Source organism: Chromatiales bacterium, from assembly GCA_024234935.1.
In the GTDB taxonomy this organism is placed as follows: Bacteria; Pseudomonadota; Gammaproteobacteria; order Steroidobacterales.
Genome location: JACKNI010000007.1, coordinates 24,713 through 42,135 on the forward strand (window position 1 = coordinate 24,713; position 17,423 = coordinate 42,135).

Sequence of the window (17,423 nt, forward strand, 5' to 3'; positions counted from 1 at the left end):
GTCAGATGGTCCCGAGTTTGCCGATGGTGTCGTAGATGGGACCAAGCACCGAGAGCATCACCCAGCCAAGGATGAGTCCGAGGATGACGGTCATGGCCGGTTCGATGAGTGTCTGCAGGCGGTTAACTGCCTCGTTGACTTCGCGGTTATAGAAGTAGGTGACGTTTTCCAGCGCTTCATCGAGTTTGCCGATGTCTTCGCCCATCTTCACCATGCGCAGGACGAGTGGTGGAAAGAGCCCGGCCTGGCCGATCGATCCGCTCAGCGAGTTGCCTTCATCGACATAGGCCGAGACCTCGTCAATCGCTTCGGCGATAACGACATTTCCTGCCAGTTCACGCGAGGTCTTCAGTGCATCGACGATGGTGATGCCGGACGCATACATGATCTGGAAGTAGGTGACGAAGCGGCTCATGATGATCTTGCTGAGGATGGGTCCGAAGACCCACACCTGCAGTTTCAGCCGGTCGAAGGCCCGCCGTGATCCGGCGTCGTGTCTGACCAGCCAGTTCCCCATGATCCCCAGCACGACCGGACCGCCAAGCAGCAGGTACCAGAACTCGACAACTACATCGGAGGTCGCGATCAACGCTCTGGTGTGCAGGGGCATGTCCTGGCCCATGGTTTTCAGGAATGCACCCATTTGCGGCACGACATAGAGCATCAGGAAGAACACCACGGCAAACACCACGGTGCCGACAAAGGCCGGGTAGAGCATGAGCTTTTTTGTCTGTGCGATCAGCTCATCCTGCCATTTCAATGTCTCCGTCATCCGTGCCAGGACCTGGGACAGTTCACCGGAGCGTTCACCGGCACGCACCAGGGCGACAAAAACGTGGTCAAAGGTGGCGGGATAATCGCCCAGCGCTTCAGACAGGCTCTTTCCGCCTTCGACAGCCAGTGATATCGAGGCGAGTACGTTTCGAAACGAGGGGTTGGCTGTGCTGTCGCGCAGGTCGCGCAGTGCCTCGAGTATCGGCAGGCCGGCGCGATGGGCCTGCTCGAGATGGAAGCAGAAATTGATGAGTTCTCGCCGGTCGACTTTCTTGCCGGCGGCGCCGATCTGGCGTCTGCTGAGTGGGCGGCAGGTGACCAGCTGCAGCCCGATCTGCAACAGGCGCGAGTCGAGCTCTGTTTCGCTGTTTGCCGCCAGCTCACCATGCAAGATGCGGCCGCTGGCATCGACGGCGCGATAGTTGAAGGCAGTCACCGTGTCGCTCCGAGTGCGCGCTCGGTCAGGTCGATGACGCGCGCAATTTCGTCGAGGCTCGTGTCGCCGCTCAGCACACGGCGGATGCCGTCGTCGGCCAGGGGCCGGAAGCCGCTGGCCACCGCAATGGCGCGCAGTTCACCCAGCGACTTGTTGCCTGCCAGTGCTTCGTCCAGTTCAGCGTCGAAGCGCACGATTTCCATGATGGACATGCGGCCGCGGTAACCGACCTGATTGCAGTGGCTGCAGCCCTTGCTGCGATAGATGGTCAGCTCGGCGGCCGCGTCAATTCCCATCAGCCGCCGTTCGATATCGCTGGCTTCGTAAGCCTCCTTGCACTCGGGGCACAATCGCCGGACCAGCCGTTGCGCGACGATGCCGATGATGTTGCCAGCCAGCACGCCAGGCTTCAGGCCGATGTCCAGCAGGCGTGGAATTGCCCCGAGCGCGGAGTTCGTATGCAGAGTGGAATACACCTGATGCCCGGTCATGGCGGCGCGAAAGGCCATTTCTGCCGTCGCTTCGTCGCGGATTTCACCGACCAGAATGATGTCCGGATCCTGGCGCATCAGGGAACGGATGCCGGTGGCAAAGTCGAGCTTCACCGCGTCGGCCAGGGAAGTCTGGCGAATCATCGGGAAGGGATATTCGACAGGGTCTTCGAGCGTCATGATGTTGACGGATTCGTCGTTGCGGTAGCCCAGAATCGAATACAGCGTGGTGGTCTTGCCGCTGCCGGTCGGGCCGGTGACCAGGATCACGCCTTCCGGCCGCGCCAGCAGCATCTTCAGCAGTGTCAGCTGATCCTCCGGCAGGCCAAGTCCGTCCAGCGGCACGATGCCCGCGCGCCGGTCGAGAATGCGCAGCACGATGTTTTCACCGTGGATGGTCGGCTGGGTAGCGACGCGGAAGTCCACCGTGCGGCCGCCGATCGTCAATGCGATGTGGCCGTCCTGGGGCGCGCGCGTTTCGGTGATATCCATGCCGGCCATGACCTTGATGCGCACCACGATGGCGGCGAGGAATTTCCGGTGCACTGTCGAGACCTGGTGCAGCACACCGTCTACGCGATAGCGCACGCGGACAAAGCCGTCCTCGGGCTCGATATGCACATCCGATGCGCGCCGCCTGACGGCGTCGCCGAGCAGCGCATCGATCAGGCGCACCATCGGCTGCGTGAGGTTGTCCGCACCGCGCGCAACAGCGCCCCGGTCCGTTGCGGGGGAATCGATTTCCTGCAGGATCGCTGCCAGCGACAGCTCCTTGTCGTAGATGTTCTCGATTGCGCCCTGGATCTCTGCTTCGCTGGCCAGCAGTGTCCGGATCTCGATCTGTCCGCCGAGCATTGCCGATACCTGGTCGCGTGCGACCACGTCGAAGGTATCTGCCATGGCCATGGTCAGGACACGGGTCACCGGGTTGAATGCAACAGGCAGCACGCGAAAGCGTCGCGCAACGTCCTCGGGCAACAGCGCGACTGCCGCGGCATCCGGCACGACCTTCGAAAGATCGATGCTTTCGACGCGGAGCATTTCTGCGAGCATGTCGCGTACGACGGACTCGGGGACGAGCCCCAGCCTGGCGATGACCTTGCCTATGCGTTCGTTCGACTGTTTCTGTTCGGTGAGCGCGACACGCAGCTGGTCGCGGGTGATCAGCCCTTTCTCGACCAGGAATTCGCCAAGCTGCTTGCGTGGACCGCGGCGCTCACCGGCCTGTGTTTCGGCCGGCGCACTACGGGAACCGGGCTTGCTGTTGGGGGATGTCATGACGACGTGGCCTATCGGGCTGCCGCGCGCAGGCTGTCCAGCCGCTGCCGGGCCGCCGCAGCGTCAAACAACGCACTGCCGTTTGCGAGAGCCAGGGCGCGTTCGTAGTAGGCAGCAGCAGCCGTTCCCTGACCAAGCTGGTCCAGGCTCACCGCCAGGTTATAGGCATAGTCGGCATTGACCGGTTCGTTGCGCACAGCCTCAAAGAAGGCCTGCTGGGCCTCCGGCCAGCGCCCGGCGCTGACATACTGCAGTCCGAGTGCGAAGTGCAGCTGGGCGGCGCCTGGCTGCTCGCGCAGCATGTTCTTCAGCCGGGTTTCATTGCCCGTATCGCCGTTGGCTGATGCGCCCGCTGGCAAGGTCGAGAGGGCGGCAACAGCGGCTGAATTCTTCGGATCAGCTTCGAGCACTGATTTGTAAAGTGACTGGGCTTCCTGCTCACGGTCACTACGCAAGGCGATCGCCGCCAGTCCAAGCAGCGCATCCACATTGTGCGCGTCAGCCGCCTGCACTTCGCGATAAAGGCTCTCGGCCTGCGCATAGTCGGCAGCCTGAAAAGCACTCCACGCTTCGCTGAGTTTTGGAAACAGCGGATTCTCCGTGGTGCCCCGCGAGATCTTGATCTGCGTTGTGGTTTCCGGCGTTTCTACAGCTGGCGTGTCATACCAGTCGGTGTCCTTGCCGACCATAGCAGCCGGCGGAGCGGTCGGCGGGTCGGCCACTTCCTTGCGCAGCGGGCGTACCACGGGCTGCGGTGTTGCCACTTCGCTGACTTGCTGTTGCGCCGGCCTTGCCTGAAGCGCTTCTGGCGGGATGACCACCGACTGATCGTCCCCGCGGTTTGCCGTGTATTGCAGGAGTATGGAAATGGCCGTCGTTACGGTCAGCAGGATCAGTACCAGGCTGCCGATCAGCAGTGAAGTGTTGCGGCGGACGCGTTGCCTGCGCTGGTTGACCGCAAACGACTGGGACGCATCGGCTGCATTGTCCTGCGGATCACCGGGCACACCGCCAAAGGTGTCTGCTACCGTCCCGGCATCGTGATGTTGTTCAGCGGCCTGCGACGCCTGCTGCTGGCCGATGGTGAGTTCGGGCATGCTGTCATCTGCATCGCTCGCCACCAGCGCTTCTGCAGTGCCGCGATTATCCACGGCAAGATGCAGCTCAACGGTCTGCATATGACTCTCGGCTGATCTCTGCGCGACGATGGTCTCGTCAGCTGCAGGCTGTGCCGGCTTTTTCTGCAGGATGTCGAGCAGGGAGCTCATGGCGTCGCCCCCGGCTTCCCGGTAGTGCTGAGGGGTGCAGCGGCACTCGCCAGTGCTGGCTGACCGGCCCCGGCACCGCGAATCACGGTGGGACGCAGGAACAGCACCAGTTCGCTTTTCTTGACTGCATCGTCGCGATAGCTGAACAGGTCGCCGACACCAGGCAGACGTGACAGCAATGGCACGCCATCACGCTTCTTTTGACTGGTGTCCTGCATCAGCCCGCCGATGACAACGGTCTGTCCGTCGGCCACCTCCAGCAATGATTCGATCTCGCTGACATGTATCTCCGGCACGAGGTTGTCGAAATCCTGACCGAACTCGCTGAGGCGGGGAGCAGGGTCGACGACGTAACCGAGGATGCGCGTGATGGTCGGCCGCACATTCATGCTCACGTTGCCGTTGTCGCTGATCTGCGGCGTCACGCTCATGATGAAGCCGACCGGAACGGTCTTGATTTCACTTGTAATGGTCGATCGTTCCGGACCATTGTCAGATGCTTCGACGATGTCCTGTGAAAGGCTGAAGTAGACGCGCTCATCGACCACCTTGAGCATGGCGGTCTGGTTATTGAGGGCCATGATGCGCGGCGTGGACAGGACCTTCGTGTCGCCGAACTGCGACAGCATCTTCACAGCGGCCGAGAAGCCACTGCCGTCAGCATCGAAATTGGCGTACTTCATGGTGTAGACAGGTGCAGTGGAAAGATTGCCGCCGGTCAGTGTGTTGATGAATGAAATGCCGTCCTGGCCGAGTCCGCCGTTTGCAGAGACCCGCGACCAGTCGACACCAGCCTGGTAGCTGTCGTTGAGTTCGACTTCCACGACCGTCACTTCGATCAGGACCTGGCGTTTTGAGCTGACCGTTACCTGATCGATAAAGGCCTGGACCTTCTGCTGCTGCACACTGTTGGCGTGGACGCTGATGACACCGGCGATCGAATTGACTGCCACCGGGTCAGGGCCAGCTGCCGCGTCGCTACCGGTTGCCTGACCCGTGACGATCTGGCGCAGGTTGTTGCCGAGAACCTGCCAGTAGCTGTTATCGGAGGTGCTCTTGACCGTGGTTCGCGAAATATTCTGGTCATCGCTGTTCGTGCCGCCGCTGCTCTGCGAATCCTCACGGACGCTGCCACCGGTAGAGGCGACCTGGGTAGCAACAGTGACTTCACCTTCGCTGCCGCGCGCCAGGTTCACGTAGTCCACCCGGTAGTTCCGCCAGTACGGTGCGTCCGGCATGACAACGAGCGTGCCGTTTTCGATGTTGTGACGGATGCTGACCTGCCGGCTGATGCGTTCGAGTATCTGTGGCAGCGTCTGGTTGACGGCGTTGAGCGTGACATTGCCTTCGATGTTGCCCGAGATGTCCACATTGATCGCCGCATCGCGGGCCAGTGCGAACAACACTTCGCGTACGGGTACGTCAGTCACCACCAGCGTGTAGGTTTCCTGGACTGGCTGCGCGACCGGTGCCGGTGGCGTGGGCAGCCGGGTGACCGGTGCGGGAATGATCCTGTTCCCTTCGACCGATTTCAGATGTTCCGGTGCCGGGTCAAACGGCTGCACGGTGCCGCAGCCCGCAACGAGTGCGGCAACACCGATGCTCAGGAATGCGCCACGGCGCCAAATGTTCTGTGTCATGACCAATCGTCTCCGCGGATCAGCAACCGTTTCCCGCCGTGCGTTGCCACCGTCCGGGTAAATCTCCCGCACAGGGCAAAGGCACGGTATCCCCTTAAGTTAAGGCCGGGTCAGGATCCGTTTTTTATGTCTGATGCGGCGTGCGCCAGCTCACAGTTGCCGGCTGGCGTGGTCGGGAAACGTGAACGGAGTCACGTGCAGGCAACGCGCACGGGGTACAGGACGTACCCCGTGCCGCAATGGACAGGTATCAGGGCTGGCCGAAGTGGTAGTTGACGCCGAGGCTGACGGCCCAGAAGTCGCCGTCGTCGAGGTCGAACCAGTCGCCCTCAAGGCGCAGGCTGACCTTGCTGGACACGGCGATTTGTGTGCCGGCACCGAAGGTGAGTCCGTCGGCACCGCGGCTCCTGGAGCTGGTTTCGGTGTCGATATTCTGGTTCAGGTTGTAGAAACCTGCCTTGCCGTACAGCTGGAGGTCCTCCGTGGTGAAGGGGAGGTAGCCGATGGCATAGATGGTCGTTCCGTCAAGGTCTACATCCACCTTGCCGCCAGGATTGGCCGGGTCTGTGTCTTCGCTGAAATTGCCGGATTCGAGCCATGAGCCCTCGATGCCGAAGTACTTGTTGAAACGGTACTGAACGCTCAGTTTGGCGCCGACGGCTTCGTCGTCAAAAACGCTGCCATCGATCTCATAGCTCGTGAGCATGCCGGAAATGCCGACCAGCCAGCCCGGATCGGCCGGGCCGGCCTGGGCAGACAGCGAACACAGGCCAAGCAGTGCAATTCCCGCTGTGCGTTTCATGAACAATGCTCCTTATTGACCAGCCTGCGTGGAAAACTCCAGGCTCACGCGGCGATTCAAGGCGCGGCCTTCTTCGGTCCCGTTGTCTGCAATCGGGTCCGCTTCACCAAAGCCGGCGGCCGTGAGCTGCGTTGCAGGTATGCCTCTTTCGATCAGATAGTCACGCACCGCTTCAGCCCGCTGTTGCGAGAGCGTGAGGTTGTAGTCATCGGCACCATGGCTGTCGGTGTGTCCACGTACCTCAACATTGAAGTTCGGGCGCCTGGTCAGGGTGGTGGCTACCGAGTCCAGGATCGTCAGGCTGTCAGGTGTGAGCTTCGCCGAGTCGAAATCAAAGGTAACACCACGCAGGATGAGCTGTTCCTCGCAACCGCGGGCATCAACCTTTGCGCCGGCCGGCGTATCCGGACACTCGTCGATATCATCTTTGACGCCATCGCCGTCGCTGTCCTTGACGACCGGAGCGGCAGCGACAGCTGCCGGCGGAGCCACGACGGCGACAGGTGCCGCGACGGCAACAGGTGCTGCTGCTTCAGGCGCACGTCCGAAACGATACTCGGCACCGAGGTTGATGGCCCACAGGTCGCCGTCGTCGATATCAAACCACTCACCCTCTGCGCGGAAGGCGAACTGCTTGCTGATATTGACGATCAGGCCGGCGCCGAGCAGCAGTCCATCCGGTGAATTGCTGGCGGTGACGATGTTGTTGCGTTCGAGTTCCTGGTCGAAGTTGTAGTAACCGGCTTTTGCATAGACGTCGACCTCATCGCTGTTGATCGGTGCGTAGAGGAGTACTGACCCGCTGTATCCATCCAGGCGCACATCAACCGAAGCAGCCGGCAACGGCGGCGCTTCGGAGAAGTCGCCGAAGCTGTGATAGGCGGCCTCGAGGCCAAACCACTTGTTGATGCGGTAGCCGCCGTAGAGTTTGAATCCGACGGTGCTGTCGTCGACCGAGTTGTCGTCAAATTTGTAATCGGCAAAAGTTGCGGCGACGCCTGCGTTCCAGACGCTGTATTCGTTGGCGTCCAGCAGTGACGTGCCGGCCATCAGCGGTGTGCTGGCCAGGCCCAGGGCAAGAGGTATCAGGAAACGCTTCATCACGCAGGCTCCTAAGCAGTGTTCTTGATTAATGTGAGGCTAACAGGCGGGAGACACTTGCGCCGGGCAACCCGGTGTTCACATTGTGGTCTCCGGCCAGTATACGGCCGGTCAAACAGGCGTCAACATGCGCCTGGCTACTATACTGGCGACCTCTGCACAGATGCATCAGTCCTGATGACACAACAATCGCAGTCCGATCCGGAGCGTTTTGATCCAGTCGCGGGATTTTTTCTTGCCCAGGCAGACCGGCCGGCCAATCTTGAATCCATCATTGCGGCTGAACTGACGCCGCTGCAACGGGCCCTGCTGGTGATCGATGGCACGGTTACCACTTTTCTGGAGGCATGGGCGCTGGAGCCGGTGGCGGTGACCTGCCTGTGGCAGCGTCCGCAGAAGCTCGCTGTCGCTGATGGCTGGCTTGATCTGCCGGCTGGCGCGACGGTCACCGAGCGGGCCGTATTGCTGAGCGGGGCGCGCAGTCGCGGCTTTTTCGCCTATGCCGAGTCGAGGATCAATGCGGATGGGCTGCCGGTGACGATGCGCGGGGCGCTGGAGGCGGGCGTTGCCGGACTGGGCCAGATCCTGCTTGCCAGCGGACTCGACAGCCGACGCGAAGGACTCTGGTACGGTCGCGAACAGATGAAGTCGCTGCCGGAGCAGGTAGCCGCCGTGACCGACGGTGATTTCCTGACGCGCAGCTACCGGGTGACTGCACGGGGTCGGCCGCTGATGATGATTACCGAGCGCTTTGCCTGGCGGCCGATCGCGGTTCCGGTGCCGGCGCTCGGCGCCAGGCTGCCATCCGACTGAATACGATTTGTTACGCAGGGGACTGTTAAAGATGTACAAGCGCACGCCGGTTTTCATTGCCTTGTTCCTGCACCTCGCTGCAGCCGGAGCCGAAGGCTGGGCGTACTACGGTGGCGACGAGGGTGGAAGCCGCTACTCGGCACTTGCGCAGATCAACCGGGACAATGTCGGCAAACTGGAACTGGTCTGGCAATACCGGACCGGTGCCGTAACCGCCAACCCGGCGTTGAAATCCATGATCGACTTCCAGGCCACACCGACGCTGCTGCCAGCGGCGGCCGGCGGGCATCTGCTGGTCTGTGATCCATTCGGCAAGGTGATCGCACTCGATCCGGCCAGTGGCGCAGAACGCTGGGCCATGGATCCGAAGGTCGACAAGACGCCGTACGCCGGCCGCTTCAAGTGCAGGGGTGTCGCGTACTGGGCGGATACTGCAGCGCCGGTGGACGCCGCCTGTGCCCACCGCCTGTTTCTTGCCACGGCTGACAAGCGCCTGATCGCCATGGATGCCCGGGACGGCAAGCTGTGCAGCAGTTTCGGCGTACAGGGACAGGTGAATGTGGATGTACTGATCAGATCCCTGGTGCCCGCCGATGGCACGCAGCTCACCCAGCTCGTCTCGCCGCCGACTGTGGTGCGGGATGTGGTGGCCGTGTCTTCGTTCTCCAACAAGTTCAAGACTTCGTCGTCAGTGAATGGCGCCATACGCGGCTTCGATGCGCGTACCGGTGCGCTGCTCTGGAGTTTCGATCCGCTGGTGCGCGATGCGTCCACCGGGCTGACGCCGACGCCACAGCAGGTCGGTGGTGCGAACACCTGGGTACCGATGTCGGCGGACAGTCCGCGCGATCTCCTGTTCGTGCCGACGGCATCTCCTGCGCCCAACTACTGGGGCGTGCACCGGCCGGGCAATAACGAGTACGCGAATTCGATCATCGCCTTGCGTGGATCGACCGGCGAGGTGGTCTGGCACTTTCAGACCCTGCACCATGATGTCTGGGACCGCGATGCCGGTTCAACGCCGATCCTCACCTCAATAGACCGCGACGGCCGCAAGATTCCGGCCGTCATCCAGCTGGTCAAGACCGGCATGGTGTTTGCGTTCAATCGCGAGACCGGTGAGCCGCTGTTCCCGATCGAGGAGCGACCGGTGCCGACTGACACCGATATCGAGGGCGAGCAACTGTCGCCGACCCAGCCCTTTCCGGTCAGGCCGCCGGTGCTGGTGCGCAATACCATCTCGCCCGATGATGCCTGGGGCTTTACGATCTTCGACAGGAACGCCTGTCGCAGGAAGATCGAGTCGATGCGCCATGGCAGTCAGTACGAGCCGATCATGAGCACCGGTACGGTCCTCTATCCGCAACCCGGTGGTGGGCCCAACTGGGGTGGCGGGGCATACGATCCGCAGCGCAACCTGCTGATCACGCCGGTGTCGCAGATTCCCTACTACGTGAAGCTGATCCCCAGGGCAGAGGTTGATCCCGGGTATGCACGGCGGCCGGAGGCCGGTGCACCGATGCAGGGTCCGGGTTATCTCGGTGACACACCTTACGGTGTCAAGCAGGGTCCGTTGATGTCGCCATCCTTTACCCCGTGTACGGCACCACCGTGGAACATGCTGGTGGCCATCGATATGGTCAGCGGCGAGATCCGCTGGAAGATCCCCTTTGGCCGGCTCGACAAGCTGATGCCGTTTCCGATCCCGCTGAATCTCGGCGGACCCTCGGCCGGTGGCCCCATCGTAACCGGAAGCGGACTGGTCTTCATCGGCGCCACTTCCGATAACCGCGTGCATGCCTACGATATAGAGACCGGCGAGGAGCTGTGGGAAATGCGGGCACCGACCTCGGCGATGGCCACGCCGATGACCTATGAGGTCGATGGCCGGCAGTACGTGGTGTTCGCAGCCGGCGGGCACTCCTGGTATGACGCCAAGGGTGTCGATGATTATGTGCTCGCCTACGCGCTGCCCGTGAAGTAGCTTCCGTTTCCGGCGCATGCCGCGACGTTGTGAGAACTGGTGCATGGCCGCGACCGGCAACCAGCGGCTACTCTCCGGCCTATGTTGGACTGGACCCTCATCAGCCTCGGCCTGCTGGCAGCGCTTGCCACCAGCCTGGTGCTGGCCATTGCCGTCAAGGTCTGGCAGGCGGGCCGTCGCTCAGGCGGTACGGTCGATACCCTCCATCACAGGATTCGCGGCCTCGAAGCCGATCTCCGCGTTGCGCAGCGCACTGCGGATGACGCTGTCAATGAACGTCAGGCGCTTGCCGGACAACTCGAGAGCATGACCGTTGAGCTGGCTGCTCTGCGGGACGAGACAGCGCGTCAACAGGACCTGGTGCGCAAGCTCACAGCCGAAATGCAGCACGAATGCCGGAAGACTGCGGAGCTGCGCAAGGAACTTGCCGATCGTGCCGAAGAAATGGTGCGTACCCATGTACAGCTGCGTGATGTGAAGACCGAGCTGGACGTGTCGCAGGTCGGGTCGGATGTCGTCATCGACCAGATCGAACGACTCACCCGCGAGCGCGACGATCTGAATACCATGGTGGAAGCCCTGCGGCGCGAGCTCGACATGAAGTCCCGGGATCCGGAGCGTTCCGGACTGCGGCGTGATCAGCTGGTTGACCACTGATGGCCTACCTCGGTCTTATCGGTATCGGTCTGCTGTTCGGCCTGGTGCTGAGCGGAATTGCCATCGCCTTCATCATCATGCGGTCGGGCGAGGGGCCTCTCAAGGAAAGCCTGTTTGGCAACGATTCACGTGCGCCGGCATTTCCTGGTACAAACAAGCCGCCTGAAGTTGCTCCGGAAACCGACAAGAAGATACAGACATTGCTCGAAGAACTGCGTGTTACGCAGCGGCTCGTCGACCAGGGCCGGGTCGAGCGCGAGCAGTTCCTGAACGCCGCGAAGGCCGGCAAGGCCGAGATCGATGCGCTGCGCGGGCGGGTCACAGAGCGCGAAGCGCAGATCGAAGCCCTGCAGTCTGAACTCAAGGCAGCGGCAGTCCGCCAGGAAGCGCTGCTTGCCGATCTCGATGTACGTACCGAAGAGCTGTCGCGTATCAGCCTGGAACTTCGCGATGCGCGTACTGAACTCGAAGTCGTGGAGTCCGGCACCACGCTGACCACCACCCAGATGGTTGATCTCCAGCGCGAACGCGACGAGCTGGCCCGCCTCCTCGACCAATACCAGTCTGCTGGCCGCGACCGCCAGCGGGCCTGAATCTCCGCCTATACTGCTCCGGGGAGCGGTACTCGCGGAGAATCATCATGCGTCTGGGTCTGGTGGCCGGCTATTCACCGGCAGCGTTGAGCGTCCCGATGGACGAGATCCTTGAAGCCGAGCGGCTGGGTTACGACTCGGTCTGGACTTCCGAAGCCTATGGCAGCGATGCTGTTTCAGTGGCGAGCTGGATCCTGGCGCGCACCACGCGCATCCGTGTCGGTACCGCGATCATGCAGATGCCGGCACGCACGCCGACCTGTACCGCGATGACGGCGATGACCCTGAACGCCCTGTCCGGCGGACGCTTCCTGCTTGGCCTCGGGCCTTCCGGTCCGCGCGTGGTCGAAGGCTGGTATGGTGTGCCCTACGGCCGGCCGATGACCCGTACCCGCGAATACATCGACATCGTCCGCCAGATTGCCAGCCGTCGCGCCCCGCTGCGTCACGATGGCTATCACTACCAGATTCCTTATAAAGGTACCGGTGCCACCGGGCTCGGCCGGCCGATGCAGAGCATCCTGCACGCCGACGGGCAGCTGCGCATCTACACGGCGGCGGTCACGCCGACGGGACTTGCCACCGCCGCCGAGATTGCCGACGGCGTGTTCCCGATCTGGATGGACCCGGAACGCTTCGATCTCATCGGCCCGCATCTGGCAGCAGGTTTTGCCAAAGGCAGCGAGGAATCGGGACGGAAACGCACACTGGCTGATTTCGATGTCGCACCCTTCGTGCCCGTCGCACTGGGTGACGACCTCGATGCCTGCCGGGCGCCGGTTCGTTCACATCTCGCTCTATATATAGGCGGCATGGGCCCGCGCCAGAAAAATTTCTATACGGACTATGTACGGCGCATGGGCTATACAGACGAAGCGGAGCAGATCCAGACGCTGTATCTGGCCGGCCGCAAGGATGAAGCCGCGGCGGCGGTGCCCGACCGTCTGGTCGATGCCATCGCACTGGTCGGGCCGGCGGCGCGCATCCGTGAACGCCTCGCCGTCTGGAAAGCGGCCGGTGCGCGCGGCGAGATCGGTTCGATGCTGCTGGCGCGTGCATCCGTCGACGCGCTGCGTCTGGTTGCTGAGGAGCTGCTCTGAGTGCTGCCGTGAGCAGCAGGCCGCCAGACAATAGGACAGGGAGTCGCTAACCGTGCAGATCGATGTGATCCTCGATGCGCGTGCCAGGGCGCAGGAACTGGCCGAGCTCGGCCAGCTCGCCGAAAACTGTGGCATCAACGGCGTGTGGGTATCGAGTCTGCTCGATTCACGCGATCCCTTCGCCAACATGGCGCTGCTCGCGCAGGCCACTTCGCGTATCCGCCTCGGTCCCATCGCGGTGAATCCCTTTGATACACATCCGGTGAAGATCGCTTCGGCGCTGCTGACCTTGAATGAAATGGCTGCCGGTCGTGCGCGCATTGTCATCGGCGGCGGTGGCGAGGCGCTGCAGGCGCTGGATATTCAGGCCGCGCGCCGTGTGCGCGCGGTGCGCGAGTGCGTAGAGATCATCCGTGCTGCCGCCAGTGGTGAGCGCATCAGCTACGCCGGCGAACTGTTTCGCGTTCGCAATCTGCAGCTGCGCTGGCTGGAGTCCGTGGCGCCGGCCATCCATGTCGGCGCAAGCCAGCAGCAGATGCTGCGCATGGCCGCACGCTGTGCCGACGGCATCATGATGAGCGACATGCCGCCGGGTCCGGCATCACAGGCCATCGCCACACTCGATGCGGCGCTGGCAGAAATTGGCCGCCAGCGACCCGCATTTGCCACCAATGTCTTCACTGCCTGGCATGTGTACCGGGATCTCCAGCAGGCGCGGCAGGAAGCGCGCCGCTGGCTGCTGTTGCGGGGCATCTTCCGCCCCTGGCTGCTGGCTGGATTTCTCGATCCGGCGGATGTCGATCTCGTCATGGCCAGCGAGGCGGCTTTTGCCCGGGCCTTCGCGACCGGCAGTCACCAGGTCGACGGTGTACCGGACCGGCTGCTCGACAAACTGGTCGACAAGCTCACGGTTTCCGGTTCACCCGACGATCTGGAGCCCGTGATCGGCAAATTGCGCAAGCTGCGCGATGCGGGGCTCGGCAGCGTCGCGCTGCGCCTGTATGCAGACCCGGCCGCTTCGATCCGCCTGATCGGGGAGCGGGTGGTGCCGGAGCTCGGCTGAACATTCCGCCGTTTCATCCTGAAACACCGATATGGCGGCATACTTGCCCGATGCGCTTCCTGCTTTTTCTCAGCTGTCTCGTTTTCTCGCTGACCGCCAGCGCCCGGGACAGCGATGCCGTTCTCCGCGGCAAAGTTATGCGCGTTACGGATGGTGATACCGCTCAGCTGAAGCTCCAGAGCGGGGCGATCACCGTCCGCTTTTACGGTATCGACGCGCCGGAGAAGAATCAGCCTTACGGGATGGAAGCCGCATCGGCGCTGCGGCAATTGATCGGCGGCAAGGTGGTCGACCTGATACCGGTAGAGCAGGACAAATACGACCGTCTGGTCGCTGTCGTCATGCTGGGCGAGCGCAACGTCAATCTGGAGATGGTTGCGAGGGGCAACGCCTGGGCCTTCCGCCAGTATCTCGGCGAGTTCAGGGACGACCCGCTTTACTGTGAGTGGGAGGCGAAGGCCCGCGACCAGCAGCTGGGGTTGTGGCGATCAACCGGCAGGAAACGGCATGCGCCCTGGGAGTGGCGTCACCGGGATAGCGGTGGCCCATACACCGACTACGAGGGCAGCACGATGGCAGATTGTGTGGCCGCAATCCGCGCTGCACCGGCAAGCGCGCCGGTGCCTGCAGGCCGGAAGTCCGGTGACTGCCTGATCAAGGGCAACATCGGCTCCGGCGGGAAACGCATTTATCATGTGCCCGGCAGCGCATCCTATGCGAACACCAGGATCGACGAGTCGAAGGGCGAACGCTGGTTCTGCTCCGAGGCGGAGGCACGGGCGGCGGGCTTTCGGGCACCGCGGAATTGATCCGGCAGACTGAAATGGCGCAACGGCAGCAAGAATGATTGCCGGCAGTCGAAGTTTTTTCCTCGGCTTTCGCGATCTGCCCAGGACTCATTCGACCTCGGCAGGGTCAGGCTGGCACAGGAAGGTACATGGCGTGGTCAGTTCCGGTTCTCGCCGGGCTATTCGAAATGGGATGGGCTATCGGATTGAGGTATACGGGGGCTTTACCCGCTGAGTATCACCGGTAATCGGCAGCTCCAGACTTCTGACTGATCGAGAATTCGAGGGATTATCCAGGGAGCGCAGAGAATGAATGACAGTGATATGCCGTCCATGGGTCGGCGCCATTTTGTCCGGGGTGTCGGTGCCGCTTTGTCATTGGCTCCGTTAATTGGCCGGAGCAATTCGGCTGACGGGTTGCCGGCCGGTATCGTTGACGTCGGCGCACATGAGAACCCGAAGCGAAATGATGCTTTTCTGAAAGCCTGCCGCGGTGAAAAAGTCGATTACACGCCCATCTGGATGATGCGCCAGGCGGGCCGATACCTGCCCCAGTACCAGAAGCTGCTGGCCAATAGCGATTTCCTGACCAGCGTGCGCACGCCGGAGATTGCCGCCGAACTCACGATTCAGCCAGTCGACGCTCTGGGTGTTGATGCGGCGATCTTCTATTCGGATATCACCACCGCAGTCGTGCCCATGGGCATGCAGCTGAGTTATTCAGACAAGACCGGGCCGGTCTTCGGGAACCCGGTTCGCAGCAAGGCCGACGCGGATCGGCTGATCGTGCCGGAGGACCCGGCCGATGGCTTGGGATTTGTCTACGAAGCCCAGAAAATCTGTGCCCGTGCGCTGGCCAACCGGGTGCCGCTGATTGGTTTTGCGGCTGCACCCTTCACCATGTCAGCTTATATGGTCGAAGGCGGTTCAAGTACGGCCTTCTCGCTTTTCCGCCGTTTTGTTTTTGAAGAGCCCGCAGGCTATGCCATCCTGATGGACAAGGTTGCACAGCACACGGCCGGATACCTGAAGGCCCAGGCTGCTGCCGGAGCCGACGCCCTGATGCTGTTCGATTCCAATGCGGGGCTCTTCGGGCCTCAGGACTACGAAAGCGTGAATCTGCCCTACGTCAAAAGGATCATTGCCGCACTGAAACCGACCGGGGTTCCGATTATTTACTTTGGCCTCGGCGCACACGGCTCACTGGATATGATCAAAGACTGCGGCGCGGATGTCATCGGCATCGACTATGGCATGCGACTCGACAACGCAGTGGCACAACTTGGACCCAATGTTTCGGTGCAGGGCAATATCGAGCCACACGTACTCTACCAGTCACCCGAGGAAATCCGCCGTCGGGTCGCCGAGACGCTCAATGCTGGCAAGGCCGCGCGGGGTCATGTGTTTAACCTGGGGCACGGCGTCCCGCGCTACTCACCTGTGGATCATGTCAAAGCCATGGTCGACAGCGTGCACGAACTGAGTCAGGCGAGGATGGCCTGAAGTTGCAGTCGGCCCGTAATGTGGCACAACCGATATGCGTATTGACCTCATACTGGAATCAAGCGAGTCCCCGGAACGGATTGCAGAGCTGAGCAAGCTGGCCGAAGACAACGGACTGGGTGGGGTCTGGGTCTCGAACACGCTGAGTGGTCGGGATCCTTTTCTGGGTTTTCTGGCTGCGGCTCAGGCGACCGACCGCATCCATATGGGACCTATTGCAGTTTCACCTTACGAACTGCATCCGCTGAAAATGGCAACATCGCTGCTGTCGCTGAATGAGGCATCCAACGGTCGTGCCCGGATCGTGGTCGGTGGCGGTGGCGTGATTGCGACGAGGGCCATGAATCTGCGGCCCGAGCGTCGGGTACGGGGTGTTCGCGAATGCATCGAGATCATCAAGCAGGCGGCAACAGGCCTGGAGATGCAATATGAAGGAGAGTTGTTCACCGCCAAAGGCTGCAAGGCAGCCTGGGTAACGAAGGCACCGCCCGTCATCTATGCTGCTGCCAACAAGCCACAGATGCTGCGCATGGCTGCTCGCTGTGCTGACGGCGTGATGCTGACCGACAAGATAGTGGAGCAGATTGGCGGCGTGCGGGAAATCATCGATCCGGCGCTGAAGAGAGCCGGCCGGGATCTAGCCGCATTTCAGCTCAGCAACTTCTGGGCGTGGCACGTCAAGAAGACACGGGCTGAAGCGGAAACCGAGGCACGCGTGAACCTGACGGTGCGCGATGTGCTGTCACGTGAAAAGAATTCACACTTCATGAGTGAGGCAGACATGCGCCTTGTCGAAAAGATGCGTCCTTCGTTCCTGGCAGCCTTGCGGAAGCGGTCCCCTGTCTACGAGGGAGTCCCGGAACGAATCATCAGGTCCCTTGTTGATAACGTCACGTCATGTGCAGGCATCGATGAATTGGACAAGGAAATCGCGCGTTTGCAGGCATTCGAGTCAGCCGGGTTGACCGGGATTGCCTTGCGTATCTACGAAAAGCCCGAGGAGGCGATTCGACTGCTCGGGAAAAGAGTCGTTCCGGTCTTTGCCTAGCGCACTGCTCAATACATTGGCTCCCGCCGTAGAGTCACCTTAAGATCGCTAAGATAACGGTGGTGGTCGGGTAGAGGGAGGAAC

Annotated in this window: 15 protein-coding genes; 9 read left to right on the top strand and 6 right to left on the bottom strand. The window is 61.8% G+C overall.

Annotated elements, in window-relative coordinates:
* Position 1: 1 nt before the first annotated feature.
* The 6 genes from H6979_12530 to H6979_12555 form a co-directional block, all read right to left on the bottom strand.
* A complete protein-coding gene (locus H6979_12530) occupies positions 2-1,210 on the bottom strand; it encodes a type II secretion system F family protein (protein ID MCP5140670.1) in 1,209 nt (402 codons plus the stop codon).
* The gene (locus H6979_12535) at positions 1,207-2,979 is read right to left on the bottom strand and encodes a type II/IV secretion system protein (protein MCP5140671.1); all 1,773 of its coding nucleotides are present in this window, start codon (positions 2,977-2,979) and stop codon (positions 1,207-1,209) included. Before H6979_12535 ends, H6979_12530 begins: the two co-directional genes overlap by 4 nt.
* 11 nt (positions 2,980-2,990) lie before the next feature.
* Complete coding sequence (locus tag H6979_12540; protein ID MCP5140672.1) at positions 2,991-4,247, bottom strand: tetratricopeptide repeat protein; 1,257 nt, start codon at positions 4,245-4,247, stop codon at positions 2,991-2,993.
* Entirely contained in the window at positions 4,244-5,887 is a 1,644-nt protein-coding gene (gene mshL, locus H6979_12545; protein MCP5140673.1) for a pilus (MSHA type) biogenesis protein MshL, read from the bottom strand. Before mshL ends, H6979_12540 begins: the two co-directional genes overlap by 4 nt.
* 250 nt (positions 5,888-6,137) lie before the next feature.
* The gene (locus tag H6979_12550) at positions 6,138-6,689 is read right to left on the bottom strand and encodes a porin family protein (GenBank protein ID MCP5140674.1); all 552 of its coding nucleotides are present in this window, start codon (positions 6,687-6,689) and stop codon (positions 6,138-6,140) included.
* Between the two features lie 12 nt (positions 6,690-6,701).
* Positions 6,702-7,790: an OmpA family protein gene (locus H6979_12555; protein ID MCP5140675.1), complete on the bottom strand. Its 1,089-nt coding sequence runs from the start codon at positions 7,788-7,790 to the stop codon at positions 6,702-6,704.
* 177 nt (positions 7,791-7,967) lie between these two features.
* Here H6979_12555 and H6979_12560 point away from each other — a divergent pair, with 177 nt between their 5' ends.
* From H6979_12560 to H6979_12600, 9 genes are all read left to right on the top strand, one after another.
* Positions 7,968-8,603, top strand: a complete 636-nt coding sequence (locus tag H6979_12560; protein MCP5140676.1) for a DUF98 domain-containing protein — start codon at positions 7,968-7,970, stop codon at positions 8,601-8,603.
* Between the two features lie 31 nt (positions 8,604-8,634).
* Complete coding sequence (locus H6979_12565; protein MCP5140677.1) at positions 8,635-10,587, top strand: pyrroloquinoline quinone-dependent dehydrogenase; 1,953 nt, start codon at positions 8,635-8,637, stop codon at positions 10,585-10,587.
* Positions 10,588-10,668: 81 nt separating this feature from the next.
* Positions 10,669-11,244, top strand: coding sequence for a hypothetical protein (locus H6979_12570; GenBank protein ID MCP5140678.1), 576 nt, complete (start codon positions 10,669-10,671; stop codon positions 11,242-11,244).
* On the top strand, positions 11,244-11,837 hold the full coding sequence (locus tag H6979_12575; GenBank protein ID MCP5140679.1) for a hypothetical protein: 594 nt from the start codon (positions 11,244-11,246) through the stop codon (positions 11,835-11,837). The genes H6979_12570 and H6979_12575 overlap by 1 nt, the downstream gene beginning before the upstream one ends.
* Positions 11,838-11,884: 47 nt before the next feature.
* Positions 11,885-12,937 carry an LLM class F420-dependent oxidoreductase gene (locus H6979_12580; protein MCP5140680.1) on the top strand — a complete coding sequence of 351 codons (1,053 nt, stop codon included), beginning with the start codon at positions 11,885-11,887 and terminating at the stop codon, positions 12,935-12,937.
* Between the two features lie 52 nt (positions 12,938-12,989).
* The gene (locus tag H6979_12585) at positions 12,990-14,000 is read left to right on the top strand and encodes an LLM class flavin-dependent oxidoreductase (protein MCP5140681.1); all 1,011 of its coding nucleotides are present in this window, start codon (positions 12,990-12,992) and stop codon (positions 13,998-14,000) included.
* Between the two features lie 50 nt (positions 14,001-14,050).
* Entirely contained in the window at positions 14,051-14,809 is a 759-nt protein-coding gene (locus H6979_12590) for a thermonuclease family protein (protein MCP5140682.1), read from the top strand.
* A gap of 312 nt (positions 14,810-15,121) precedes the next feature.
* A complete protein-coding gene (hemE, locus tag H6979_12595) occupies positions 15,122-16,291 on the top strand; it encodes a uroporphyrinogen decarboxylase (GenBank protein ID MCP5140683.1) in 1,170 nt (389 codons plus the stop codon).
* 34 nt (positions 16,292-16,325) lie between these two features.
* On the top strand, positions 16,326-17,339 hold the full coding sequence (locus H6979_12600) for an LLM class flavin-dependent oxidoreductase (GenBank protein MCP5140684.1): 1,014 nt from the start codon (positions 16,326-16,328) through the stop codon (positions 17,337-17,339).
* Positions 17,340-17,423: the final 84 nt, after the last annotated feature.

Coding starts and splice junctions, on each gene's coding strand:
- H6979_12535 (MCP5140671.1), bottom strand. CDS start 2,979: ATGACATCCCCCAACAGCAAGCCCGGTTCCCGTAGTGCGCCGGCCGAA.
- H6979_12540 (MCP5140672.1), bottom strand. CDS start 4,247: ATGAGCTCCCTGCTCGACATCCTGCAGAAAAAGCCGGCACAGCCTGCA.
- mshL (MCP5140673.1), bottom strand. CDS start 5,887: ATGACACAGAACATTTGGCGCCGTGGCGCATTCCTGAGCATCGGTGTT.
- H6979_12550 (MCP5140674.1), bottom strand. CDS start 6,689: ATGAAACGCACAGCGGGAATTGCACTGCTTGGCCTGTGTTCGCTGTCT.
- H6979_12555 (MCP5140675.1), bottom strand. CDS start 7,790: ATGAAGCGTTTCCTGATACCTCTTGCCCTGGGCCTGGCCAGCACACCG.
- H6979_12560 (MCP5140676.1), top strand. CDS start 7,968: ATGACACAACAATCGCAGTCCGATCCGGAGCGTTTTGATCCAGTCGCG.
- H6979_12565 (MCP5140677.1), top strand. CDS start 8,635: ATGTACAAGCGCACGCCGGTTTTCATTGCCTTGTTCCTGCACCTCGCT.
- H6979_12570 (MCP5140678.1), top strand. CDS start 10,669: ATGTTGGACTGGACCCTCATCAGCCTCGGCCTGCTGGCAGCGCTTGCC.
- H6979_12575 (MCP5140679.1), top strand. CDS start 11,244: ATGGCCTACCTCGGTCTTATCGGTATCGGTCTGCTGTTCGGCCTGGTG.
- H6979_12580 (MCP5140680.1), top strand. CDS start 11,885: ATGCGTCTGGGTCTGGTGGCCGGCTATTCACCGGCAGCGTTGAGCGTC.
- H6979_12590 (MCP5140682.1), top strand. CDS start 14,051: ATGCGCTTCCTGCTTTTTCTCAGCTGTCTCGTTTTCTCGCTGACCGCC.
- hemE (MCP5140683.1), top strand. CDS start 15,122: ATGGGTCGGCGCCATTTTGTCCGGGGTGTCGGTGCCGCTTTGTCATTG.
- H6979_12600 (MCP5140684.1), top strand. CDS start 16,326: ATGCGTATTGACCTCATACTGGAATCAAGCGAGTCCCCGGAACGGATT.